At 39.1% G+C, this 25788-nt stretch carries 26 protein-coding genes and 1 riboswitch; of the genes, 11 read left to right on the top strand and 15 right to left on the bottom strand.

Annotation, left to right across the window (positions count from 1 at the left end; all coding sequences use genetic code 11):
- Positions 1-26 precede the first annotated feature (26 nt).
- Genes R8389_RS07440 through R8389_RS07430 form a run of 3 tightly spaced genes read right to left on the bottom strand, consistent with a single transcriptional unit; the run spans position 27 to position 1184 of the window.
- Positions 27-251 (bottom strand): hypothetical protein, encoded by a 225-nt coding sequence (locus tag R8389_RS07440; protein ID WP_317637395.1) that lies wholly within the window; start codon positions 249-251, stop codon positions 27-29.
- Positions 211-669: an IS3 family transposase gene (locus tag R8389_RS07435; RefSeq protein WP_317637394.1), complete on the bottom strand. Its 459-nt coding sequence runs from the start codon at positions 667-669 to the stop codon at positions 211-213. The genes R8389_RS07440 and R8389_RS07435 overlap by 41 nt, the downstream gene beginning before the upstream one ends.
- The gene (locus tag R8389_RS07430) at positions 651-1184 is read right to left on the bottom strand and encodes a helix-turn-helix domain-containing protein (RefSeq protein WP_317637393.1); all 534 of its coding nucleotides are present in this window, start codon (positions 1182-1184) and stop codon (positions 651-653) included. Before R8389_RS07430 ends, R8389_RS07435 begins: the two co-directional genes overlap by 19 nt.
- Positions 1185-1301: 117 nt before the next feature.
- Between R8389_RS07430 and R8389_RS07425 the strand changes: the two genes are divergently transcribed.
- The 7 genes from R8389_RS07425 (at position 1302) to R8389_RS07395 (ending at position 7465) form a co-directional block, all read left to right on the top strand.
- Positions 1302-2888 carry an ATP-binding cassette domain-containing protein gene (locus tag R8389_RS07425; RefSeq protein WP_317637392.1) on the top strand — a complete coding sequence of 529 codons (1587 nt, stop codon included), beginning with the start codon at positions 1302-1304 and terminating at the stop codon, positions 2886-2888.
- Between the two features lie 186 nt (positions 2889-3074).
- Positions 3075-3797 (top strand): helix-turn-helix domain-containing protein, encoded by a 723-nt coding sequence (locus R8389_RS07420; protein ID WP_317637391.1) that lies wholly within the window; start codon positions 3075-3077, stop codon positions 3795-3797.
- A 494-nt stretch (positions 3798-4291) separates the two neighbouring features.
- A complete protein-coding gene (locus R8389_RS07415; RefSeq protein ID WP_317637390.1) occupies positions 4292-4663 on the top strand; it encodes a hypothetical protein in 372 nt (123 codons plus the stop codon).
- A 21-nt stretch (positions 4664-4684) separates the two neighbouring features.
- Entirely contained in the window at positions 4685-5221 is a 537-nt protein-coding gene (locus tag R8389_RS07410) for a hypothetical protein (protein WP_317637389.1), read from the top strand.
- 204 nt (positions 5222-5425) lie between these two features.
- The gene (locus R8389_RS07405; protein ID WP_317637388.1) at positions 5426-6418 is read left to right on the top strand and encodes an SLAP domain-containing protein; all 993 of its coding nucleotides are present in this window, start codon (positions 5426-5428) and stop codon (positions 6416-6418) included.
- Between the two features lie 411 nt (positions 6419-6829).
- Positions 6830-7186 (top strand): hypothetical protein, encoded by a 357-nt coding sequence (locus R8389_RS07400; RefSeq protein ID WP_317637387.1) that lies wholly within the window; start codon positions 6830-6832, stop codon positions 7184-7186.
- Between the two features lie 18 nt (positions 7187-7204).
- Positions 7205-7465: a hypothetical protein gene (locus R8389_RS07395; RefSeq protein WP_317637386.1), complete on the top strand. Its 261-nt coding sequence runs from the start codon at positions 7205-7207 to the stop codon at positions 7463-7465.
- Positions 7466-8786: 1321 nt separating this feature from the next.
- On the opposite strand, the gene R8389_RS07895 is transcribed toward R8389_RS07395, so the two are convergent.
- The 3 genes from R8389_RS07895 to R8389_RS07385 form a co-directional block, all read right to left on the bottom strand.
- Entirely contained in the window at positions 8787-9419 is a 633-nt protein-coding gene (locus R8389_RS07895; RefSeq protein ID WP_425604674.1) for a helveticin J family class III bacteriocin, read from the bottom strand.
- A gap of 44 nt (positions 9420-9463) precedes the next feature.
- Positions 9464-9742 (bottom strand): helveticin J family class III bacteriocin, encoded by a 279-nt coding sequence (locus R8389_RS07390; protein ID WP_317637385.1) that lies wholly within the window; start codon positions 9740-9742, stop codon positions 9464-9466.
- Positions 9743-10013: 271 nt separating this feature from the next.
- Entirely contained in the window at positions 10014-11282 is a 1269-nt protein-coding gene (locus tag R8389_RS07385) for an SLAP domain-containing protein (RefSeq protein ID WP_317637384.1), read from the bottom strand.
- 206 nt (positions 11283-11488) lie between these two features.
- Between R8389_RS07385 and R8389_RS07380 the strand changes: the two genes are divergently transcribed.
- Entirely contained in the window at positions 11489-11662 is a 174-nt protein-coding gene (locus tag R8389_RS07380; RefSeq protein ID WP_317637383.1) for a hypothetical protein, read from the top strand.
- 738 nt (positions 11663-12400) lie between these two features.
- On the opposite strand, the gene R8389_RS07375 is transcribed toward R8389_RS07380, so the two are convergent.
- Entirely contained in the window at positions 12401-13516 is a 1116-nt protein-coding gene (locus tag R8389_RS07375; protein ID WP_317637382.1) for an SLAP domain-containing protein, read from the bottom strand.
- A 527-nt stretch (positions 13517-14043) separates the two neighbouring features.
- A complete protein-coding gene (locus tag R8389_RS07370; protein WP_317637381.1) occupies positions 14044-14775 on the bottom strand; it encodes a LysR family transcriptional regulator in 732 nt (243 codons plus the stop codon).
- Positions 14776-14886: 111 nt separating this feature from the next.
- Here R8389_RS07370 and gap point away from each other — a divergent pair, with 111 nt between their 5' ends.
- Positions 14887-15903, top strand: a complete 1017-nt coding sequence (gene gap, locus R8389_RS07365; RefSeq protein ID WP_317638270.1) for a type I glyceraldehyde-3-phosphate dehydrogenase — start codon at positions 14887-14889, stop codon at positions 15901-15903.
- An 88-nt stretch (positions 15904-15991) separates the two neighbouring features.
- Here the strand turns inward: gap and thiE are convergent, their stop codons facing one another.
- The 4 genes from thiE to R8389_RS07345 all read right to left on the bottom strand — a co-directional run bounded on the left by thiE (position 15992) and on the right by R8389_RS07345 (position 20522).
- On the bottom strand, positions 15992-16648 hold the full coding sequence (thiE, locus tag R8389_RS07360; RefSeq protein ID WP_317637380.1) for a thiamine phosphate synthase: 657 nt from the start codon (positions 16646-16648) through the stop codon (positions 15992-15994).
- Positions 16649-16659: 11 nt separating this feature from the next.
- The gene (gene thiD / locus R8389_RS07355; protein ID WP_317637379.1) at positions 16660-17463 is read right to left on the bottom strand and encodes a bifunctional hydroxymethylpyrimidine kinase/phosphomethylpyrimidine kinase; all 804 of its coding nucleotides are present in this window, start codon (positions 17461-17463) and stop codon (positions 16660-16662) included.
- 11 nt (positions 17464-17474) lie between these two features.
- Entirely contained in the window at positions 17475-18263 is a 789-nt protein-coding gene (gene thiM / locus R8389_RS07350; RefSeq protein WP_317637378.1) for a hydroxyethylthiazole kinase, read from the bottom strand.
- Positions 18264-18346: 83 nt separating this feature from the next.
- A riboswitch (TPP riboswitch) is annotated at positions 18347-18447 on the bottom strand.
- Between the two features lie 188 nt (positions 18448-18635).
- Complete coding sequence (locus R8389_RS07345; RefSeq protein WP_317637377.1) at positions 18636-20522, bottom strand: beta-glucoside-specific PTS transporter subunit IIABC; 1887 nt, start codon at positions 20520-20522, stop codon at positions 18636-18638.
- Positions 20523-20980: 458 nt separating this feature from the next.
- Here R8389_RS07345 and tenA point away from each other — a divergent pair, with 458 nt between their 5' ends.
- On the top strand, positions 20981-21646 hold the full coding sequence (gene tenA, locus R8389_RS07340) for a thiaminase II (protein WP_317637376.1): 666 nt from the start codon (positions 20981-20983) through the stop codon (positions 21644-21646).
- A 168-nt stretch (positions 21647-21814) separates the two neighbouring features.
- On the opposite strand, the gene R8389_RS07335 is transcribed toward tenA, so the two are convergent.
- From R8389_RS07335 to thiD (R8389_RS07325), 3 genes are all read right to left on the bottom strand, one after another.
- Entirely contained in the window at positions 21815-22438 is a 624-nt protein-coding gene (locus tag R8389_RS07335) for an NAD(P)H-binding protein (protein ID WP_317637375.1), read from the bottom strand.
- 151 nt (positions 22439-22589) lie between these two features.
- Entirely contained in the window at positions 22590-23261 is a 672-nt protein-coding gene (locus tag R8389_RS07330; RefSeq protein ID WP_317637374.1) for a type 1 glutamine amidotransferase, read from the bottom strand.
- 64 nt (positions 23262-23325) lie between these two features.
- Positions 23326-24078 (bottom strand): bifunctional hydroxymethylpyrimidine kinase/phosphomethylpyrimidine kinase, encoded by a 753-nt coding sequence (thiD, locus tag R8389_RS07325; protein ID WP_317638269.1) that lies wholly within the window; start codon positions 24076-24078, stop codon positions 23326-23328.
- 193 nt (positions 24079-24271) lie between these two features.
- Between thiD (R8389_RS07325) and glpK the strand changes: the two genes are divergently transcribed.
- The gene (gene glpK, locus R8389_RS07320) at positions 24272-25783 is read left to right on the top strand and encodes a glycerol kinase GlpK (protein WP_317637373.1); all 1512 of its coding nucleotides are present in this window, start codon (positions 24272-24274) and stop codon (positions 25781-25783) included.
- Positions 25784-25788 lie beyond the last annotated feature (5 nt).

Here is a 25788-nt window from a genome sequence, read left to right as displayed (position 1 = left end):
GCAGCACCTTCTTAGTAGGATAGGTATTAGGTGTAGTAGTCTAACTCAACCTTCATGATGTGAAAGAGACTCTCGCAGGCCGCATTGTCGTGGCAGGTGGCTCGCCGCGACATGCTTTGAAAAACGTGATGCTGCTTTAGGGTCTGGCAATATGCTTTGGACTGGTATTGAATGCCTTGGTCGCTGTGAATCGTCATGCGGTAAGGCAGTTTAGGCCGGCTGACCAATGGTGTAGCTGATGATTTCACCACTGTAAAGGTCTTTAAAAGGTGAGAAATATATCCGTTCACTCATGCTCTTATTGCCATAGCGAAACTCGCTAATATCGGTGACTATCTTTTGATAGGGCCGATTCGTCTTAAACTTTTGGTGGAAGCGATTCTTGGCCTTCTTGCCTTGAGGACCCTTGGATGAATCATACTTGCCTGCACGCAGGTTGTATTTGCACGCCAGCAGACCTTGTTCTTTCATCAACCGGTAAACCCGTTGATGGTTTACCTTGAGACCATACTTGATTTTTAGCTTATCAGTCATGGGCAGGTAGCCAAAGCTGGGATTATGCCTTTTAACCACTTTAATTAGCGACAGTAAAGCCAGATCGTTGTAACTTTTCCGCCTGCTGCGCGGGTGATACTCATAGGTGCTCTTGGCTAAAAAGCTATAGTGCAATAGTTCTTCTTGCGTTGAGCGTCTTTGCGCCGAGCTAAGGCCTCGACTTTTTTTAAGTAGTCGTTCTCAATGTGGAGCTGGCGATTTTCTAAGCGCAGCCGCTCTAATTCAGATAACTCGCTGCTGGTATACTTACCTGGTTTTTTAGGTGATTTATTCATCGGTGGTCGGCCTCGTTTGGTAAAGAGTGCATCAAGTCCGCCCTCGTCAAAACGTTTTTCCCAAGTATAAATTAAGCTAGGGGAGGAAATCTTGAAGTGAATGGCGGTATTTTGATAGGTCTCGTCATGTTCTTTTCTCCAGTTTAAGACTTGGAGCTTGAATTGACCACGATAATTTTGCCAAGTGCGCTGAATTTCTAAACCCTGCACGCCAAAGTGCTGGTATTGCCCTGCCCAAGTATCAATTGTTTGATGTGAGCCAGCACCAATTATTTGGGCCACAGAGCAGCTGCTATAGCCTTCTTTGAGCAAGTTAAGTGCTTGTAATTTTTGTTCAACGGTAAATTTAACCATAGTAAAACCCTCCAGATGGATTTTGGTCCAATCTAGAGGGTTAACTTCATAAACAACTAAACATCCAGCTTTTCCATTATATGAAAAGTGAGATTAAAGCAAATTCGGGAGAAAATTATGGTTTATAAATACTATTCGCACATTAAGTTTTTTTGCTTAAATATTTTTGGATTAATTTCTAGTATGCAGAATATTGTTATGGCATACATTATTGGTTCGTTAATTAACATGGCAACGGTTAAAAATTTTGCAGGTATTCCAGTCTTTTTTGGTAAAACAGTGTTGGTATTGGTTTTAATTTTAGTCGCTACTTTAATTTTTGATTATCTTAAAGCAGATGCTGTTAAGCAGGTCAATACTGAGCTAAGGCTTAAAGTGATGAGGGGTATGCTTTCCGATGAGCAAGAAAATGCTGCTAATCTAGGTTTTTTAACTAATGATTTTAAACTTTTGGAAACAAATCGATATGATGCTGAAATAGGAATCTTGATTTATTCATACACGGTCGTACTTGCTATGACGTATGCTTTGTATTTAAATTGGCAGCTGACAATAATATTTTTTATTGGCTCGGTTATACCAACAATTGTTGGTAGCTTTTTTCAAAAACCGATTCAAAATGCGGCACAGGCTTGGACAAATGCTAATGATCAGTATGTTAACCAAACTAAAAATTTGTTATCTGGTACTGCTACCTTTAACTTATATGATAAGCAGGATAATGCGGTTAAACAAAACCAGCATAAAGTTAACAAATTAGAAGAAAAATTAGCCAAGATGAATTTGCTTAATACTAATACCAGTGCTTATCTTAATGCAATTGCAATTATTGGTACTTATTTACTGCCATTTGCAATTGGAGTTATGTTGGTAATTAAAGGTCAAACTACTTTAGGCGCACTTTTTGCAATAACTCAGTTATCTAATTCATTTGTAAATCCAATTTTACAAATTTTGCAAGAACGAAATAATTTGTCTACTACAAAGCCAATTGTTCAAAAGGTAAGGCAGTATGTACAAAAAGCGGATGAGGTGAAGCGTGAGCAAACCGATATTCCTACATTTAATGAACTGCAAGTACAAGATCTAGATTTAATGCGCCAGGATAAGGTATTGGCACAACATATTAATTTTAATATTAAGTCTGGTCAAAAAATTGCAGTCATCGGACCTTCAGGATCAGGGAAATCTACGATGTTACAGTTTCTAATGTATGGTAAGTACGGTAAGTCGAAGAAAATTATCCTTGATCAGAAAGAAGTAGCAGCAGGATCATTCACTAAGTTGTTTGCTTATTCTAGCCAGAGTGCGGTTATTTTTTCTGATACACTTTGGTTTAATCTAACTCTAGGTGCCAATATAGCTAAAGAAAAAGTTCTTGAAGTGTGTCAAGGACTACAATTAGGTCAATTAATTAAAGAAAAAGGATTTGATTATCAATTAGGTGATAATGCGGATCAATTATCTGGTGGCCAATTGTCCAGAATTGAGGTGGCACGGGCTATTTTGGCTAATCGACCAATTTTATTACTGGATGAAATTAATGCTTCACTTGATAAAACTTCGTCAAAGGCAATTCACCAATATATTTTTGATTCAAATTTTACTTTTGTTGAAGTTATTCATCATTACGATCCAGAAGAACTGCAAAACTATGATGTAGTTGTTGACTTTAATCAATACCAATTTAACGATAATAAATAAGTTGCAAAAACGTTCTAAAAATACTTACGTGGTTTCAGTATTGACAGAATGTAATAACCAATTTTCTACTGCAGTACTATATCATCTTTATTTTTAAATTTTATGATACTTTTTATGATATTTTGATTATAATAAAATTCAAAAGTGTCATTTTTGATAGTTAATCAAAAAGTAGAGGAAATATAGATGACAATTGGTGAATTACTAAAAGACTATCGCATTCAGCAAAGGAAAACACAGAAGCAGTGGGTTGGTGATGTGATAAGCGCCTCTTTTTATACCAAGGTGGAGAGAAACCTAAGCCGAATTTCTGCAGAAAACTTAATAGACTTATTGCATTCTAACCAAATTTCAGTAATTGATTTTTTTGGTAAATTGAATCAAAAAGATAAATCGATTCATCAACAAAAGTTGGAAATACGTAGAATGGCAAATGAAGCATATTATCGAAATTCTAAGAAAGAATTGCAGCAAATACGAGATATACTAGTAAAAAGTGATTTACCTAATAAAAATGATGAACTACTTATTATTGATGCTTATGTTGCAGTAATTGATAAAGATATTACACATTTAGATAGAAATGTTATAAATAAAATGAAGGAAAAAGTTTTTAACATTTCTAATTTCGATGAAGATAGTTTAATTGTATATTGTAACTTTATGAGCTTTTATGATTTGAATAGCAATTTGTTACTGTCTAAAAAAGCAGTAAAGCAGTTTATTGGATCAAGCAGTGTAAAAACACAAAAAGTAGTTTTAGGTATCATTATCAATATGTTGGTTTTTTGTATTCAAAACAAAAAATTTGAAGAAACAGGAACGTTTATTGATTATGCAGATCAAATAAAAGCACAGCCAGATATATTTTTTTATAAAGACATAATACCTATATTTTTGATAATGTAATTAAATATCATTATGAGTATAAAAAGAAATATATAGATACGGCGATGAAAATAATTGAAAGCATTAAATTAGCGGGTATGTCTGAGTATGGTAAAGATTTAGAAAATCTTTTAATTACGAATGAATAAATAAAAATATCATATTTGATTAATAAAAATCAAATATGATATTTTTATGATTTCGGTTGATACTTAGGTATACTAAAAATATAAATAAACAGGAGGAAACGAAAATGTTTGATTTACTACGAGGGGTAATTATCTTTTTCCCATTTTAATAAAAGATAATATCAAATGGATCTAAAACAGAATAAACAAATTAAAGATCAAAAGGAAAGGAGGTGAGATTCATACTAAGAATGGGAGTTGCAATAGATGGTCAATTGGCCGACAAAAATAAATATAAGATAAAAAATGAATATGAAGGGGGATAAAAATAGCAGGATTTATTGGGTCGATTACCAATTCTTATCGTTAATTCTATAGGTGTAGATTATGAAAATAAAACTTAGTAAAATTTTTCCTATTTCAATAGGTATTATATTATTAACAATTGCGATAAAAGATTTTTCTCCTTGGCGTAGTCCAGGGGAAATAATAATAGGACTATTAACATTAGCAGCGGCATTATGTCCCACAAGTAAAAACCAAAAATCAACTTCTTCTGAAACAGATTACTTAGTTGATCACAAAGTTGTAATTTATTCGGAACGTATTTATTTAACGATGTTTTTCGTCTTTATAGTTTTATATTACTTAGATGGGAAAAATATTTTACTGGGTGTTATATCTATTTATTCGTTATTACTTTGGATCATTCAACAAGTAATAATTGTTTTAGAGTTATTAAAAAGTAAAAGAAAATAATTAATTTTAGAGACATACATTATGAAGAAAAATAAATTTTTAAAATATACAACATTAGGTGGAAGTCTATTAATTCTCGGTCAAATTTTAGCTATTCCTGCTAATTCAGTGTTTGCCGCAACTAATGATAGTGGTGACATTGAACAAGTTTCTCAGCAAGATACCGAATATGATCCATCAGAAAATGTAGTGTTTACACCACAAGATCTAGCAAATGCAAAAGTGGTTTTAAAGCAAGTACATCAGTTTACTGATGAAGATTTAAAAGAGATTTCGGATAAGGATATTGTATATCTTGCTGAACAAGCTCCTAAATTAGATACCCGAATTGGTGTCACTAAAGTAGCAAAAGCTGTAGCAAAAATATGGCATAAAATACCAAAACCTATTAAAAATAAGATTAAAAAATATTTTGGTGGAGGTCTTGCTGGTTTTCTGGAAGTAATTGATCATTATACAGGAACTACACATGATATTATTTATTCAGCATGTCGTAGTGTTGGTATGTCCCCAACTTGGGCTAACTTAGTAACAAATACGATTACTTTGTTTATCTAATATAATACATAAGTTTTATTACTATGTAGCATTTGAAAGTTGAAATAATCGAGTAATCAAAACAGTTTTGACCACCATGACTTTTGGTGGTCTTTTTATGCTAATTGAAATCTTTATGCTTTTTTATTCCAGCATAGCAGTTAAATAAAACGATTAGACATTGATAGAAACAACTATTAGAATTGACCTAGAGAGGTGACGACAATGAAGAAGACCAAAAAATTATTTATTAGTTTAGCAGCTGCATTAATGGCAACAACTTTAGCAGCTCCTGCAGTAGCCAAGACAAATCAAGTTCATGCAGAAGAAGTAACTAGTCCAAGCCCAAATACTGACCAGGGTAAATTAACCCTGAATCATAAGACCCGGATTTATAACAAGAAGGGGCAAAAAAGATACTCTTATCGCGGAGGCAATGGCTTACTTAAAAAAGACGCTACCGTAAAGTATGTTGGTAAGGTTGAAGCAATAACTGACCCAGATGCCAAGCGTTATTCTTTCCGTGATGATGACTGGAATTGGTTCTATTTACCATATAAGACGATAAAGGGAAAGGAATATTATAACATTGGTCATGGCGGCTACATTAAGGCCATAAATGTTGATAGCATTGATGGTCAAAGACTATATACTAATTATGCGACGGTCACGATTTCTGCGGAAACTTTGCCTTCAGAAAAAGGTAATGGTTATTCTCAAATGGTTGATAACCAAGGCAAATTTACTGGTAAATATCTCAAAGCAGGTACTAAAGTGGTGGTAGACCGTAGATCTGATAGAGCGCTGTTATCTGGCTCACGAGAAATTGAAGGTTTGGCAAATAATATCTTAGAAGTATATCGAATCAAGAATAATAAACAACAATTTATTCTAATGGATGATGTGAAAACAAAGGTTCGACAAATACTGCGACCATATACTAATTTTATGGCTGTGAAATTTGTGAATGATGCTAGACTTTATGATACTGATGGGAATGCTGACAAAGTCATTACTTTTAAGCAAGGACGTGGTACTGATGTAGTAGATTTACGCTATATTTGGATCCCAAGTGAAAATAAAGCTGAACTTTTTTATCGAACTTTACTTACCTGGTCAAATGATACTAGCTACGTGTATGTAAAGGCTTCTGATGTTAAATACAATTATGGCCGACATTTAGAACCATCCAATACAGCAGATGACGTAAAAAAATAAATTATACTTGGATAAAGGCAATGATAGGAATTCATTACAATTATGGGTAGCTGAAAATATTGATTTAGCGCCTTTCTTCCATGACTATGGTTGTGAAATAACTAAAACTACTCATAAATGTGTAGATTAAGAACATTGATATAGCAACATTCTATAACTGTACGAAATTCCTTAGTAATTACTTTGGGGGTAATTGAACTATAAAAGTTAATATGATTTAATTTGGATTAAAGTAACAATTTTATGTTACCGTTTAAAATTGAGAGTTAAAAAAATTGTTGACAATATATTTATATAATTTAATAAATTTATAAGATTTGGAGAAATTATATGAAAGCTAGGAAAATTTTTTAAAACGCATTTATTGCAGTCTTTTTTTCAATTCTTTTAGCTACTCTTAGTACACAATCAATGGTTAAAGCCGATAGTCAGGAAACTGGTGATCTAAGTCAAGTTCAACTATTGCAACTAAATACTATGTGGGGCGATTTAGGTGTTTCTAAAGTATGGGTTTCAGGGGGACGCATATGGTTTTCTTTAAAAGTAACTAATATAATAGTTTCTGTATATGTTTGGAATGGTACTTTAAAATTTCATTATTATGCTACAGGAAGTAAAAAAACCGGACACAAAAAAATCAGTTGGTGGAACAGGGTATATTGGACAGATTCTAGATCTTACGTAAGAAATCGACACGGTTATGCTGTTTTATTTGGTAAAATTAATGGAAATATGGGTAAAATTAAGTTTCCACGTACGGGTTTTTAATTCAAATGGAGGATTCAAATGGATGATGAAAAACTATCTGAGTTGAAAGCAATGCTTGCGGTAGTAAAGCAAGCTGCACCAACAGTTTCTTTTAAAGAAGTCGAAATTCCTAAATCTTTTGAAATAACTTTGAGTACACAGAAAGATTTTATAACTCTAATGAATTTTCTGGGCGCAATAAGAGGCAATTTTAATATTTCAGGGACTACTTTTAAAAACCACCTTATAAAAGTTGTTAATTTTGATGAAGATTGGAAAAATCATCCGCAATTTTATTAATATTAGAGTGATATTTATTTATAATTTTGAAGAAAGTTGAGGCATTAGCCCCAACTTTCTTTGCTTTAAGTGTTTTGGGGTATTTAAATTTATGCTTAGAGATTTTCTAACCCATAACAAAAAATCAACATTTTGAGGTTGATAAATGTTAATAATGGCAATGACCAAAAAACGACCCACGAGGGGTCGCATTTGCTATCTTGCAGGTGACTGAACTTACATGCACGTCAGTTATACGTGTCAGATTTAATTATTCTAATTCTATTGTATCTCGAAATTTCTGAAATTCGGGACGCGCTGAATATTGTCAAAGATATTCTAAACGGGCTACGAAAGTAGTGCAAAAGTGCAACCTAAGATTTATCTTAGGTTGTTTTTTGTAAATTTAAGTTTTGTTACAAGGATAGAATTAAGCAGCCAAGCTATAATAATGGCAATAAAGCTTAAAACCGCAGGTAGAGTAGCCACATTATTTATTTTTACAAACTTTTAGTAATGAGCATAAGGTAGAACAGTCCAACATCAGTTGGAATCGCCAGTGGCGATATTCTAAGAATACCTGTGCGGCAAGGAGAATGTTGGTTAAATATATTGTCCAAAAATCAAATAAAAATTAGTCGTTAATACCACCAAAAATGGTAGAAAAATCTACCATAGGCTACCGAAAAGGGGTAAAAATTCTACCGATTTGCAAAAGTTGTTGCACCAGAAAAAAGCGATACAAAAGGATCGCTCAATTGGCTTGCGACTGATTAGATCGCTTGCACGCTTACATGGATGATTAGCCATGTACTACTATTCTTAATGTACGCTATAGTGTCTAAGATTGAGCAAGTCTTAAATGACATAATTGCTATTCTTGATAGATTACTTAAATAGTACAGAGAAAGGACGGGAAAGGTTTCTCGTTTTTTTTGCTAGAAATCTAGTGAGTTGGTTTTCACTGATATTATAGCAGCAATATAGCTTAAACTGTTGGTGGAGCGGTCGATTAATGATAAAAGATACTTAAGCCCCTAAAAATCGCTTGTAGGGGCTTATATGGCCATATAAGCGCTACTGATTTTGCTTTAAGCTAAAGTTAGAAGTTACATATTCTGAGTGAAATCGGCGACGAAAAAAGCTAAATAAGTCAAGATATACCAATTGGTCTAATTGTGAAATTGGCTAGTAAGCAAAAAAAGGAAGACTATTAATTCAGTCTTCCCTTTTGCTATACGGGTTAAAATTCACAAACAATTATTTATTGCCAAATTGAGCCTTGTGGCTCTAAGTATTAAACCTACTTCGCTTAAACTACATTATGTTAAGTTCGATTGGTCTATTCGTTTTTCCACGTGACTTCAAAGATTCGATTTCGTGTTGTTTTATTATCTGTGTTTCTATGATATGCAACAGTTAAGTAGAGATCGTTTTCACTGATTACTTGAACGCTTTCCAGTTCAGTGGAATAACCAGGAAGATTTAGTGCTGTTTCACTAGTCAATGGTATTTGCTCCCATTGCCCTGGTGTAGAAGCTCCCCATGGAATTTTATAAATGTTTCTATCTTTTTCGCCAGAGTACTGACTAGAGATATAAATATTATTGTTGTCATCTAAGTCATAGCCCTGAATTGAGCCAATATTACTTGTGATTTTAGGAATCGCAAAGTAACTCAGACAAGGGATATTACCAATATTGACATCAGAGGTTCCCGCACGGTTTAGTGCGCTGTTAATGTCTGACAAGTTGTATAAGAAGAAATAACCATTACCTCTGGTATCAATAGTTGCTAGTAAAAACTTACTGTAATTAGGACCTGGTGATATAGCAGCTTCTGAACGATATAAGTCATTACCTGTAAATGTTTCTTCAAATTTATTTGCACTATTTAATTTTCGACCACTACCAGCGCGATTTAAATATGAAAGACGTGCAAGTTTAGTGTTATCACTGCAAGAAGTTGCTGGAATTTGAACACGGGCTACTTGTGAAGCCCAAGCATATTTTCCTTTATCTACAGCTCAATAAACCACGCACCTTTTTGGCCTGCATATTCAAAGGTTTGAGTATGACCACAAGCAGTACCGGATAGAACAAGAACACTGTTTTTATTAAAATTCATATTGCCTTTCAATGGGGTGCGAAAAACATAATTTATGCCTTTGTGCAGTTGTAAAGCGTAACAGTTATTTGTTGTGACGTTACCTTTTTGAACAACATTTTGAAATAGACCATTGTTATCATCGTCTAATGTGTATCTTAAGCTAACTAAAGTATTTGATTTTGTATTCATTTAGATTTCCTTTCAAAATAAAAATAATTTTTAAAACAAGTTAATTTGATCTCGAGATCATAAATATTTCACCCCATAAGTTCTATAAAGTCAAACAAATGTTCGGAAAAATATAAAAGAGTCTGGGAAAACTCTAACCCAAACCCAAACAAAAAGATTGACAAATCACGTTAACAAACGTTAATTTGTCAATCTTTTTAAATTGTGAAATTTTTTAGATGAAGTTAAAGATCACCTTTTTCCCGGGCTCTAATTTTACTAATTCATAGATCTATTTTCTATTTTTAAGATAATAGCTATTTTTTTCGTTGATGTAAGGAGAAGTATTGCTTAGAATCATATCGATATCTTCTTGCTCTATAGTTGTATTAATGGCAGCATTTTGCGCGTTAGTTAATAAGGTAGTGGCTTTTTTAACTTCAGTAATGGTTGCTAAGGCTGATTCATTAATATTTTTAGCAAATTGCAAAGCATAGCTATAATATAAATGATTATCAGTATTAACTGTTTTTTCCTGATTAATTAAATTTTGTAGCTCATGTTTATCAGCAACTGTAGCGATTTTAGAGTTAGCCTGAGCTTGATCAGGAGTATTATCAGGCTTTAGATATGGGCCTGAGCAATATTTAACGTCTGAAGCCTTGATATATATAAGTCCGGCAAAATCGTCACCAACATAATTAGCCAATGAATGTACTCGAGGTTTTCCCCATGAATCTTTAAGCAAATAGAAAAGCTCAGCTTTGTTTTCATTAGGAATCCATAAATAAGTCAATTCTTCAACGGGATACATATCACCTTTTAAAAAAGTAGAATATGTATGAGTAATAGGTCTTAATGTGCCGTGTACGTTGTATGTACCAGTTTCTTTGGAAAAGACAACATAGGTTGATCGAGTGTATATTTGTAAATTTTGTCGTGGTTTTATCTTTACACTGTCTGCAAATAGAAAAGCGTCTGTTGTTCCACTAATTCGATATTTTGTAAATCTGTCAGGATCACCTTGCACCGATGTAATACGATCGATTTTAAAGGTTTTACCATTCTTAATTGTAGTTTTGTCTTTTCCAGTTCCCACTGTATAGGGCTTGGTCCATCTGGAATCTTTGATTTTAACAGTTGCTTCAGAGGTATATAACGGCTTGTCAGCAATTTGACTGACGTTACTGGCTTTAATGTAGCCACCAGCACCGATGCCATAGTAATATTGCCCCTTTATTTGTTTATAAGGAAGCCAAGACTGGTTGTAGTTGTCGTCGTCGAGTAAGAAGAAGCGTTTGCTGTCGCGCTCGGTGGGTTCGATTGCACCAGTAAATTTAAGGGGGGCGCCTTTTTTAAGGTGGGTCTTCCACGTGCTGCCGCGATAAGTGCGCAGGCGTTTACCAGCTTTGTTATAAACATAGGCACCATGGGCTAACTTCAAGTTATTAGTTGAAGTAGCAGTAACTGTCTTACTAGTGGTGGTTGCTAATGGAATCGCAGCACCGAGAGCCAGGGTGCCAGCAACTGCTCCTAGGATAAGTTTTTTGCTAATTTTCATACTAATACCTCGAACATAAAATTAATCTTTTTCTCTAATTATAATACATTGAAATAATTAAGATATAAAAAGCAACAGCGATATTATTTCTAGCTGAGCCTTTAATTGCTACTGCATTTCTGTTTGTTGGTATTTATCCATACATTCAAAAGCATGATAAGCCGCTGGCAGACAAACTAGATGTTTGGTACAAGCTAGCGCAGGTCTTGGTCAATAATGAAGCTACTAAGACAGATAAAGCTGGCAGCGACAAGAAGCAGGCAGCAACGGAAACATTAGTAAATCAGACGCAGACGACTACAGATGCTACTTTACCTGATACACTGGGCTTTGTTTCTGACACTGACTATCAATCTAAGGCTGCACTGGAGCGTGATTAAATGTTAAATGGAGTCGATCTCGCTAGTCCATATCAAACCGGATTCCCTAATTTGGGACAAGATTTTGTAATTATTAAGTTTACTGAGGGACATATTACTCTAATCCCGATCGAGAAGCGCAAAAATAAAAACTAATTATATACGATTTATAAGCAAACAAATTATTTAATAAGCCAAAACTCTATTATTCGAAATTAGTAATATCATTTCCATTACTATCAATTACTTTTGCGTTTTTGAGATCCAGTAGCATGTGCGTAATTGAATACATTTGAAAATCAAGTGCGCGAATGAAAACTCTTTTTTCTGAATACGACAAAAATTCCGAATATTGATGGTGAAGATTTAACACTATTGTTCATCTTCAGTTAAAATTTACCAGAGTCACTGTAATTTAATTGAATTAAGTCTTCAACAGGAATTAAAGAAAGCTGCTACAACGCTTATGCACGAAATAGGCCACGCACAGTTGCACGTTAATCCGACCAAAGAGAGCATTGCAAAGCCAATTAACTTCTTAGTTTAGTAGCTAAAAATCTAGGTATTGATAACCACGATTATACAATTGATTACATTGCACATTGGAGAGAAAACGGAAAAAACTGGATAAAGTCGAACCTAAAATGCAAGCAGTCATTTTAAATAATGCCATCTCGGTAGCAGACAAAATGGTTGATTTTAAAATATAAAAAAAGCCAATTTAATGGCTGCTTCATACTCTTACATTGATTTTACTGACTAATTTGAGTTATTTTGCTTGGCTTGATTTAGTGCGTCTTGAACGGTATTGCTTGGTTTTAATTTTATCCCGAGGAAAAATTCTACTTCATTTTGCTTAACATAGGCATCGCCAACTTCAATTTTTTCGCTTACTTCAGGATGAGTAGAGTAAAATTCATCGCCTACAAGATGATAGAACAGCTCAACCTTATTTTCAGTTGGTACCCAAATATATAGCAATTTGTTTACTTTGAATGATCCGCCTTGTTTTCTGATTTTTTGTCCATGATGGTCTTGCATGGTGCCATCGGCATTATATACGTTAACGTCTTGATTAAATCTGATATAGGTAAAGTTCTCAGCATTGTAATCATGTACTGGCAGTTTTTTGTTGGCTTTGACATCTAAGCCCCAGAGCCAATGAGTTGTTCCTTTTATACGATAAATTACCGCATTGGGTACAAATTGGCCAATAATATTTTCGATATATTCAGCGCGACTACCTTCTTCGCAACGATCAACTCTGAACTTGGTGCCTTTTTTAACCCTCTTGTTAATCGTATCAATGTTATCTTCATCCTTATAGATTGCGGTACCTCTACTATTGATAACTGTTACTGTAGTTTCCTCGGTTGATGAACCAGTAACCGGACCTAAGTTTTTGGCTTTAATATATTGCCTTTGTGGTCCGCTCACGCGGTAATACAGTTGACCGTTTTTAAATCTGTAGGCGCTACCGTATGTAGTAATGGTGCTGCCTTTTTTAATTACCTTGGTGCCAGCTTTTTGCCTACTTGAGACATAAACATAGGAGTTTTGGGTTAATTTGCGTTTAACGCCATCAATATTGCTAGCTTTAATGTACCGCTTCTTATTTGCGATTTTATAATAAGGTGCATGTGGCTGCGTACCAATTATTACCAGCTGGTCATCAACGATGATGGTTGAAAAAGCGGGGTAGCTGCCCTTAACCTTTTTACCTAACCTGGAATAAGCTTGTGCATTATGCATTACCGTCTTAGTAAGTGTGTGTGTTGCAGCTTGAACGGTAGTGGTTTGCCTGTCGCCAATAGCCCAAAATGAAGCGGCACATAATAGCATGGCGGTTAAATATGTAACAACTTTTTTATTCATAACGTAAGTTACCCCTTTTTTAACTGTTTTCTCTAGTATAACCCCTTTAGACAGATATTGTAGCTAAAGCTTTCAGAATAAATATCTAATTAGAAAGGTATTGATGATTCTAGAGTGACCTGTTCCAATATTTCACAAAAGTGATATTTTACTAATAGCTTCGAAAAAAGGCTTGGGAGAAACTATTCTGCCAAGCTCTTCTTATGAAATTTAATTTTTAACTATTTCTCATAGTAAATGCTTTTACTATGAATGACTAATTATATATTTGTGTTGTCTTGTCTGTAAAACAAGTTTTATTTGTACTACATAAGCCATAATACCGACTATTAACCAAATTATGGTAATCAGAATGCTGTTAGCTAAATTAGCATAATAGTGACAAAACTATGATTACACGCCAAACAACTATAACAGAAGCTCCAAATACCATGACAAGGAAAAGGTTTGTTGCTATTGCTTTGATAGCTCAAATCTTTCAAAACAGTTTTATTTGATCCATGTTTGAAGGTAACTTCTGCAAGCTATTATAGCTGGTTGCGATAATGATAGTAGGGGATAGACCATCTTTTCGGGCTAGCCTGAACCAGTTGGTCATTAATCAAATGACATGGCAACAAGGCAATTGCCCGTTGTTGCTTGACCAGTTGCAAAATCATTTCTAAAGAATCAATTTCAATCAGATCATTCTGGTTGGGAAACAATTTACAGGTTAATTGGCGAAAAGGACAGGAATAGTCAGAATTAATTGCAATTGGTAGCTTGCTATTAGTTGACGGCTTTCCTTGTAAAAAAGTTGCTGTAAGCTGGTCTTCCTTGACTAAAGAATAGTTTGGCAGTGTAGTCGGTGTAAAGGATAAAACCACATCGAATTCTTTACGAGCTAGAATGTCTTGAAATTGATCAGTCTTTTTAATGGTTACATCATAATGTTCAAGTAGAAAGATATCTTTCTGATTGAGTAGGTAGTCAAAGAGGAGTTCTGAAGAAAGCATTTGAGGCTGGCGGTCAGCTAGTTTGTCCTTGAGTGCGTCGAGATTGTGCAGGGCAGATACAGTAAATTTATAAACTTGCTCCCCATTTGTAGTTGGACGAATACCCGAATTGGATCTAATAAAGAGTGGAGCATTTAATTCCTTTTCCAAAGCCTGCAAACGTGCAGTAAGGTTGGATTGGGAGTAACCTAGTTCTTTTGCAGCCTTGTTTAGCGACTGTGTTTCATAAATGGTTTGATAAATACTAAGGTCGTTAAAATTCATTTTTTCTCCTATCTTTAAAGATGATAACACAATCATGATTTTGAATTATGCACAACAGCTTGGAGGTCATATACTTGGCCTATCAATAAATATTAAAGGAGAAAAATAATGATGACAAAGAAAATAGGAATTAATGGTTTTGGTCGGATTGGTCGTTTAGCTTTACGGCGCATGTATGAAGTGGGTAATGATGATCTTGAACTTGTTGCCATCAATGATTTAACTTCACCAGCAATGCTTGCGCATTTGTTAAAATATGATACCGCACATGGCAAGTTTGATCACGATGTTGAAGCGACTAAAGATGGTATTGTAATTGATGGCAAAAAAATTCCCGTTTATGCGGAGGCAGATGCACAGAATATTCCCTGGGTTCAAAATGATGGAGTAGAAGTAGTGTTAGAATGTACTGGTTTCTATACCTCTAAGGAACGGGCGCAAGCGCATTTGAAAGCTGGTGTAAAAAAAGTCCTCATTTCTGCTCCAGCCGGAAATATTAAGACGATTGTCTATAATGTCAATGATGACATCCTGGCTGCCGATGACCAGATTGTTTCAGCAGGATCATGTACGACCAATTGTCTGGCTCCTCTTGCTAAGGCAATGAACGATGAGTTTGGTATCCATACGGGAACAATGACGACTTTCCATGCTTATACGACATCGCAAATGTTACAAGATAGTCCAGATCGTAATGACAACATGCGTAATGCCCGCGCTGCTGCACAGAATATTATTCCGCATTCAACTGGTGCAGCTAAGGCTATTGGATTAGTAATTCCTGAATTGCAAGGTAAGCTGACGGGAATTGCTCAGCGGCTCCCAGTAATTACTGGTTCATTAACAGAATTAGTAGTCGTTTTGCAGCAGCCTGTGACGGTAAATAGCTTTAATGACAGCATAAAAAAACACACCATTGATAACGTATCCTTTGGTTATAATGATGATGAAATTGTTTCGTCGGATATTATTGGTACAGAATTTGGCTCAATTTTTGACCCCACAATTACCCAGATTGCCAATGGTCCTGCGGGCAGTCAGGTTGTTAAGGCTTATGCCTGGTATGATAATGAATCAGGCTTTGTGGCACAAATGATTCGAACTTTAACCAAATTGGCTTGTTTATAAAAAGACTAAGCAAACGAGTCCAAAAGAACCCAGCTTTCAACTTGAAGCTGGGTTTTTGGTGTAAGTGTATTTAAGGACTTAAACGGAATTAGTTATTCCACGGAGCAGCGAGCATGGCCTGCACTGTCTGCTTGATGTTGGTGCTACTGGCAATCATCGAAATGACTGAGGCACCGGCTGCGCCGGTTTGCGCAATGGCTGGCAGGCTCTCTACGGTGATACCGCCAATGGCAACAATCGGCCGGTTCGTTTGTTCCACTAACTGGGTCAGGCCACTAAGGCCGATTTCGGGATCGGCGTCGTCTTTAGATTGGGTGGCGAAAATCGGCCCACTACCGTAATAATCGATGCCACCTATGTGGTCGCCTTGAATGATTTCAGCCAGGGTTGAACAAGAATAACCGACCATCATTTGCTCGTGAACTGCTGCGACAACCTGCTTGATGGCCTCATCGCTTTGTCCCACGTGGATACCTTCGGCACCAATTGCTTGGGCCAAGTCTACGTCATCATCAACAAAGAAAGGCACGTGATATTGCTGGCAGAGCCCATGTAATTGGCGAGCTAGCGGTAGACGTGCTGCGGCCGCCAAGGTTGATCTCGGCCCCTTGTCACGAAATTGGTAGGCGGTAATACCAGCTTTTAAGGCTTCTTCAACTAGTCCTGGTAGTGTTTTGCCGGCAGGGACATCTTGAGATCCACAAATAAAGTAAGCGCGTAACAACTGGGAATTGAATTTTTGCATAGTTTCCCCTTTTACTTGGCCCAGTGGTTGAGTGGTCCATGCCCGTGTCCAACCTGGATAGTTTGCTCAATTGTCCGGCTGACGTATTTCTTGGCGCTTTCGATTGCATCTTGTAGATTGTGACCCAGAGCTAGCTGAGCAGTAATTGCCGCTGCTAGGGTATCACCGGTCCCATGTGTGCGTTCTGTTTGCTTGCGCGGACTGCTGACCCAAAAGCTTGAGCCATTGCTAAGCAGGGCATAATCCCGAACAGTGTTATGACTAGCGTGACCACCTTTAATTAAGACGTTTTGGGCGCCCAGTTCTTGCAGGCTGTGGGCTAGATCAGGATACTGGGCCTCACTTTCGGCTCTAAGTCCCGTTAGAACCTCTGCTTCGGGTAGATTAGGTGTCACTAGGTTGGCCAGCGGTAGCAGTTCTTCCTTGACCGTGGCTACTGCAGCTGGTTCCAATAATGGCGCGCCGCCCTTGGCTACCATCACTGGGTCAACGGTCACGGGTCCAAAATTATATTTTTGCAGGTTGAGGGCAACTTGGTGGACATGATTAGCATCGCCCAGCATGCCGGTCTTGCACGCGCGAATCTTAAAGTCAGCGGCTAAAGCAGCAAACTGTTCATCCACCATGTCGAGTGGCATTAAGTAAGAGTCCTGCACGCCTAGTGTATTCTGAGCGGTCACAGCGACGACCACTGCGGTGCCAAAGACCCGCTGCATCTGAAAGGTTTTAAGATCTGCCATGATGCCGGCACCGCCACCGGAATCAGTGCCAGCAATAGTAAGCACTTGGGGAAACGAATTGACTTGGTCATTCATGATAATTCTCCTTAATCAAAACGTGCGATTTGGTCAAAGTCAGTGGTTTGAAGCTTATTTAGGTAGTCCATCAAATGACTTCCAAAAGTTCCAGGACCCAGAGCTGGTTGATCTAGGGCCAATTTTTCGCCGGTAGCGGCAAAAATTAATGTGGCCGCTTGTGCTGCTGCATAGGGGTCGTCACAGACGGCCGCAAAGGCTGCGACAATACTGGACAGCATATCCCCGGAACCAACATGAGCTTGAAAGAGCGAAGTGCCATTATAGATGTGTGCAACTGTTTTACCGTCACTGATTGTATCAGTGGCCCCACTGGCAATGACCACACAGTGGAACTTAGTCGCCGTTTGCTTAGTAATTTGGTCCAGGTTGCCAGAACCGGTTCCTGCATCGATTCCGTGGGCCCTCCAGTCAAAGCCCCCAAGAGCAGCGATTTCGCCTGCATTGCCGCGAATAATGCTGACGGGAAATGATGCTAGTAGGTCCAGGGCAGTTTCTAAACGGTAGTGAACAGCACCAACAGCAACGGGATCAAGCACCACGGGCTTGTGGAACTGGTTGGCCAAGGTCCCAATAGTGCGCATTTGGATAACCTGTTCTTTAGTTAGTGTACCCAAGTTGATGGTCACACTACCGGCCATCTTGACCATTTCCTCGGCTTCAGCGACTTCTTTACTCATGATGGGGGATGCCCCAATTGCATTTAGGGCGTTGGCGACGTCTTGAACGGTAACGAAATTGGCCACGTTTAAAACTACGGGATTTTGTCCGCGTACCTTATTAAGCATATCTATCTGCATATTTTTTCTCCTTGAAAAAGCAGAGAAGTACCCAAACCTAGCTTCAAGCAAATAAAAAGCTTTGACACATTGGTGTCAAAGCATAATCGTATTTGACACGTTCCTACGCAAGAATTAGCTTACAGGTTCAAAGGGTCTGAACTTAACTTTCATCTCAGCCTAAAAGGCACCCCTCGTGTTAACACTTTCATTATAACGACTTTGAAAGCGGTTGGCAACAACTAGGTTGGGTTACTGCTTTTCATAGGCTACCGCCAATCACAAAAGGACTAACTCCTGATGTGCAGCAGGAGTTAGTCCTCAGTTAAAACTTATTAAGTTGTTCTAATTTTGCAGTTCACATTTATCAAAATGTACTTTCTGGCTAAAACTTTATTCCAAATCTAACAATAGCTCGTTTTGCTTAACTTCATTTTTAGCCATTACGTTAACTTCATGATAATTTTTGCTATTAGTGACGACAATTGGAGTGGTTGTTTTTAAGCCAGCTGCTTTAATTTCTTTGATGTTAAATTTAACCAGTGGTTGGCCAGCCTTAACCTGGTCATCTTTCTTCACCAGCGTTTCGAAGCCTTTGCCATCCATTTGAACGGTATCCATGCCAATGTGAATTAAAAGTTCGGCACCATTATCGGTTAATAAGCCAATTGCATGGCCGGTTGGAAAGACCATTTGAACTGTGGCATCAGCTGGTGCCACAATTTCACCTACACTAGGTTCAATCGCAACACCCTTACCCATCGCACCAGAAGAAAAGACTTCATCTTTAATATCTGTTAACGGAATAACCTGGCCAGTTAAGGGACTTACTAAAGTTTCTGCTCTAGTTTGTAGCGTTGCTTTTGCTTGTCCACTAGTTTTTGTTTGTGGTGCTGCGGCAGCAACAGCTGCTGTTTGAGGCTGATCGTTAATGCCGCCCCATAGCAAAGTGAAAATGGTGGCCAAAACAAAGGCTACAACGTCACCGATTAAAGAGATACCAAAACCTTTACTAATAAAGGTTGGAATCGTTAAAATGCTGACCAAACTAACTGCATTAGCATGAACACCAGAAGCGGCTACAATCGCACCGCCAATCCCGCCCGCAATCGTTGCGCAGTAGAAAGGCTTTTTCATTTTTAAAGTGATGCCGTAAACAGTTGGTTCGGTAATTCCGAAAATTGAGGTAATGGTATTTGAACCTGCTAAACCCTTCATTTTTTCATCTTTAGTCTTTAAAAAGACGGCGAAGGCAGCACCAGCTTGGGCTAAAACAGCAGGTAACAGAATTGGTACTAACGGGTCATAACCCCATTTAGTCACATTGTTCATCATGACTGGTACAAACGCCCAGTGGACCCCAAAAATCACGAAGACTTCCCAGAAACCGCCTAAAACGAAACCGGAGATAATTCTGGTATTCTTGTATAAGAAGAGCACCAGGTTGGCTAGGGCATTACTAATGGTGGTACTAATCGGTCCTACCACGATAAAAGTCAAGGGCACTAAAATCATTAATACGCAGAGTGGGGTCAAAATATTGCGCACCGATTCATGCCAAAGCTTGTTAAATAGTGGTTCCAAATATTTTTGTAAGAAAACAACCAACAAGATGGGAATTACCGTACTGGTATAAGTGGTTGGAATAATTGGAATCCCAAAAAAGTTAATGGCGGTTTTGGCGGAAGTAAGTGCAACCATTGTTGGATATACTAGCGCCGCAGCGATTGAAACCGTAACAAACTGGTTGACCTTCAACTGCTTTGCGGCAGTAAATGCTAAAACAATTGGCAGGAAGTAGAAAATGCCGTCAGCGGCTGCGTACCAAACCTGGTAAGCACCAGTATTTGGCGTCATCCAATGTAGAACGACAAACAGTGAAAGTAAGCCCTTTAAGATACCGGCACCGGCCATTGCACCTAAAAATGGCGTAAATGATCCTGAAATAAAACTAACAAAAGCATCAAAGGCTCCTTTAGCAGTTAATTTCTTTTTATCTCCGGCAACAGTTTCTGCTTCATCACCGGAACCAAGCCGTGGCACCTGGGCGACCAGCGCATCGTAAACCTCGCCTACGTTGTTGCCAATTACAACTTGGTATTGTCCACCGGCCTGCACCACCGTAACGACACCATCCAAGGCCTCAATAGCTGCCTTATTAGCTTTACTTTCGTCTTTTAAAATAAATCTAAGTCTAGTTGCACAATGCCAGGCGGTCTTAATATTTTGTTCTCCCCCAACATTTTCCAAAATTTGCTTGCTTAATTCTTCGTAAGCCATTTTTTCCTCCTAAATAATAAAAACCCGTCAAAGCAAAAGACTAAAATTTGCAATAAATCCTAGCGATCACAATTAACGGGTTAATGCCTGATCGAATCAGTAACACACCAAATTAATGATTATTCACTTATGTGGCAAGGGGTCACATGCCATTTTGTAAAAATCTGCTCTCCGTTACCTGTAGTTCCTAATCACCACTCATTCTGATTAAGGCAAAGAAAAAACCTACCTTCTGGAAGTACACGTACAGCAAAAGATAGGTTAATGCCCAAATTTAATCGGTAACACACCTTTTATACTAGATATTATAGGTCTTGCTGTAAACGTTGTCAACAATGAATTTGGACGGTAAAATTTGGACTATTCCTTGTTATGTCGAATTAAATGCGCTAGCAGTCAAAGATTGCCCCAAAAGGCAGACTGGCGTAAACTGAAGCCATTAGGAGCAAGGAGAAAAGATGATGGCAGAATTTACGGACCAATTACAGGCGGCGACTAGTAGTTTATGGCAAAAAAGCCAGGATCACCCCTTTGTCAAAGAGTTAGCGAGTGGGGAACTGCCACTAAAGAAGTTTCGTTTTTATTTATTGCAGGATCGGTATTATTTAGACGAGTTCACCAAGTTCCACCAACTAATTGCGGCAACGGCTGAGGACCAGCAGATAGCTGACTTTGTGCGGGCACGAGCCCAGGACTTAAGGGATACGGAAATCAAGGTACGTGAACAATTTTTTCAAGAATTAGCAATCACGTCGGAAGAAGTCTTAAAGACGCCGATCGCGCCGACGGCCTATGCTTATGTTAATCACTTGTATCAGTCTCTGGCCAGGGACGGCCTCGGTGCCGGCGTAGCTGCTATCGTACCTTGTTATTGGCTCTATCAGGAGATTGGTAAATCGCTGGCTGACACTGATTCACCTGTTACTTATTATCAGGAATGGATTGATACCTATGAAGATGACTGGTATCAAGTTAACGTGGCCAAGGTGCTGGCCCTGACCAACCAGCTGGCCGACCAGGCAACAGAAGATGAGCGGCAAGGGATGCGGGACGCCTTCATTCGCAGCAGCTACTATGAATTGCAGTTTTGGCAAATGGCCTATGAAGAAGAGGGCTGGAACTAACACCTGAAAAGTAATGTGCTGATACAAATACAAGAGCCCCTCAGCCTGTTAGTAGCTGAAGTGACCAGATTAAGTCCCTTTGGTATAGTTGCTTAGAAGATGGCAAATTATTAAGTTAAAGCATAAAACACCAAAAGACCGCAACTCACTAATGTTGCGGTCTTTTGACTATATTTGCGCTAGCGCTTCATCAATCGGAATAGTTCCTTCATGCATGGGGATTACTTTGCCAATCAAGTTGTCGTGGTCTGGAATTGCAGCAAGGACACGGGCAACATCGCTAATTGAATTATTACCAGCTGCTTGAACATTTAGGGCAACTGTCCCAGTTGCCGGCGTTTCGGTAAGACTACCCGGCTGTAAGATGGTGTAATCCAAGTCGGTTTGATGGATTAGCCAGTTGTCGGCCAAGTACTTGCCTAAGTAGTATTCACGGATAGTAGTCTCCTCCCAAAAGCTTGGGTTTAAAGAACCATAACCACTAAGCATGATATAGCGGCTAATGTGGTTGAGTTGCGCCGCCTGCATCGTTTTAATGGCACCGTAGGTATCAATCTCTAAGACGTCGCTGCCGCGGGATCCGGCGACAAAGTAAAGGGCATCTTGCTGACCAATTTTGTCTGCGATTTCGGCAACTGGCGCGTGGAGGTCGAGTGGTACTTCCGTTAACTTCAGTCCCTTGAGGGAGTCAAAGTGACGGGCACCAGCAGTAACTTGATGGCCGCGTTTAATTAATGCTTGACATAATTCTTGGCCTACCCGGCCGCTGGCCCCAACTACAAAAACTTTCATAAGATCTCCTTTGACTATAGTCAAATCATGGAATATTTACTTTACTATAACAGCTTATCGTAATGGTTGCTTACTTAAGGATTCCCCCAAAACTGTCAAAAAAGCGGAAACAGTCGCCTCTAAAGTTGACTGTTTCCGCTTAGTTTCATGCTTACTTGGTGCTAATCCGTTCTTCATGCCAGGACAAGATCATCTTGCTGATAGCAGTAGCCATGTTGCGGTTTTTAAGGAGCGGCCCATGCGAATAAGTTCCGATGAAATTGCGGTAACGTAGTCCCTCAACTCCATCTTGCGGGTTATTGCCGTAGCCTGCAATCATCTTGCCTAGCGGTTCCAATAAGTCTTGGTCGTCGAAGTAGGTCTGGCCAGAGTGATTTTCAAAGGCCGTGACTTCGCCCCACTCACTCAGATAGCGAGTGTCTCCAATCATCCGCTTGTCGGCCTTGAAGACTGTATGGAAGGGCAGGATGTCTAGACCCTTAATGGTAACCTCGGAGTTGGTCTTGTAATATGTGCCTACCAGTTGGTAGCCGCCGCAAACACCAAGCATTGGTCGACCTGCCTTGATGTAGGCGCTCAAGGTTTCCTTGTGGCGCGGCAAGTCTTTTGCTACCACGGTTTGTTCAAAGTCCTGGCCGCCTCCGAAGAAGACAAAGTCATAATCAAAGGCGTTAAACGGGTCGCCCAAAGAAATATTGGCAACCTGACTTGAATAGCCCTGTTTTTTTAGCCAAAACTGAATAATCTTGACATCACCGGAATCGCCGTAAGTATTCATTAGATCTTCGTATAAGTAAGCAATTTTAATTGTCTTGTCTGCCATTATGCACCTGCCTCTAATATCTTGTTAAAGTATAGCTTAAAGGTTGGCCATGGGCAAAAGATAATCATTTTGTATCTTGCTGAGCGGCAAAATGGTTAATTGGGCCATACATGGACCCAACTTCAATCGGATGGGCAATGGCCTCATACGTGAACCTCTTGGCAATCTTGATACTATCGATAATTGTGTTCCCCTTGGCCAGCTCAGCTGCAATCACGGCTGATAAGGTATCACCGGTGCCGTTGATGCGGTCGGTGTTAATGAAAGGCTTAGTAAATTCATAAAATTGACCATCTGCTGCTAGCAGGATATCGGTCACCTGATTTTGGGTTTTGTCGTCATGGCGGCCCTTCATCAGCACGTTTTTAGCCCCCATGGCCTGCAACTTCTTAGCACCCTGGTGAATTTCGTCCTTGTCAATGAGTTCGAGGCCGGTTAACTTTTGTTGCTCATAGAAATTCGGCGTGATGATGTCGGCTAGGGGCAGTAAGTCATGCAAAAAGGCCTGGTAGGCATCGTCATCGAGCAACGTGTCGCCATGCTTGGTCATGATGACCGGATCAAGGACAATCTTGCCCATCTGGTACTTGTGTAGGTTGCTAGCAACACAGGCAATTACCTCTTGGTTGGCCAGCATTCCGGTCTTCAGTGCGTTGATTTTGAAGTCCTCGTTGAGCACGTCAAATTGTTTTTGAATAAAGGGGATCGGCATTACCTCTTGAGCAAAGATGCCGGTTGTATTGCCAGCAACAGCAGCGGTTAGCAGGCCCATTCCGTAAACTTGTCGGGCATAAAATGAATGTAGGTCAGCCGTCATGCCAGCGCTGCCGTCACTGTCATTGCCGGCAATTGTCAAGGCAATAATTTCTTTTTTCACTGATAGTCCTCCTTTTAAGGTATACATTATGCCTTAGTATAACGTAAATAAGTGCAATGAGATAATTATTTCTTGTAAAAGTAGGGCTAAATAGTAAAATTATTATGAATCGCTTTCTTAGAAGGGAAACATTATGGCGAAAAACTACATTATGGCAATTGACGAGGGGACTACCTCTACGCGGGCAATGATCATTGATCATCAAGGCCACAAGGTTGCCTCAGCCCAACGGGAATTTCCGCAGTATTTCCCTGAGCCGGGTTGGGTTGAACACAGGGCCGAAGAGATTTGGCATGCAGTTCAAACCACTATTGCTAATGCAATTATTAATTCAGGTATCCGTCCTGAGCAGATCCAAGGGATCGGCATTACCAACCAACGAGAAACAACCGTCATCTGGGATAAGAAAACGGGTAAACCGATTTATAATGCAATCGTTTGGCAGTCCCGGCAAACGACAGATCTGGCTGAGCAACTCAAGGCGGCCGGTCATAGCGACCTGATCCATAAAAAAACGGGCTTGATCATCGACCCGTATTTTAGTGCGACCAAGATTCGCTGGATTTTGGACCATGTTGAGGGCGCGCAAAAGCGAGCTGAGCAGGGTGAACTGCTCTTTGGGACAATTGACAGCTGGCTACTATGGAAGTTAACTGACGGTGAGGTCCACGTTACGGACTACACCAATGCTTCAAGAACAATGCTCTTTAATATTCATGATCTAAAGTGGGATGAAGATATCCTCAACTTGCTCAATATTCCGGCGCAAATGCTACCAGAGGTTAAGTCCAGTTCGGAAGTCTATGGTTATACCAGAGCCTATACCTTTTTTGGGGGAAAAGTACCTATTTGCGGTATTGCGGGCGATCAGCAAGCAGCCTTGGTTGGCCAGCTTGCGCTGAAGAAGGGCATGGTCAAAAACACTTATGGAACAGGTTCTTTCATCGTAATGAACACTGGCGAGGAGCCGACCGAATCGGACAACAACCTATTAACTACGATTGCTTACGGCATTAACGGTCATATTTCTTATGCGCTTGAGGGGTCAATCTTCGTCTCAGGTAGTGCTGTGCAGTGGTTGCGTGATTCGATGCAGATGATCAAAACAGCCGCAGAATCGGAAAGGGCTGCCGCCGCGTCCAAGTCTGCAGACGAGGTCTTTGTTGTTCCTGCTTTTACCGGACTGGGTGCACCGTATTGGGACTCAGAAGCGCGAGGGGCGGTTTTTGGGATTACCCGCGGCACAAGTAAGAATGACTTCATCAAGGCCACGTTGCAGTCTCTGGCCTATCAAACGCGGGATGTAGTTGACACGATGCAAGACGATTCAGGTATTAAAATTCCGACCTTGCGGGTTGATGGTGGTGCGTCCAACAATGATTATCTGTTGCAGTTTCAAGCCGATATTTTAGGAATTAAAATCGAGCGATCAAAAACACTCGAGACGACCTCAATGGGTGCAGCCTTTTTGGCCGGACTAGCGACCGGCTACTGGAAAAATGTTGACGAATTAAAAGATATTTTTGTAGTTGGTAAGACCTTTGAGAGCAAGATGGGGTCAGCCGAGCGTGACCACCTATACCAAGGTTGGAAAAGCGCAGTCAAGGCAACCCAATTATTTGCCCGCGACCAGACCGATAAGTGAGATAA

The organism is Lactobacillus xylocopicola, assembly GCF_033096005.1.
In the GTDB taxonomy this organism is placed as follows: domain Bacteria; phylum Bacillota; class Bacilli; order Lactobacillales; family Lactobacillaceae; genus Lactobacillus; species Lactobacillus xylocopicola.
This window is presented reverse-complemented; position numbering and strand designations above follow the sequence as displayed.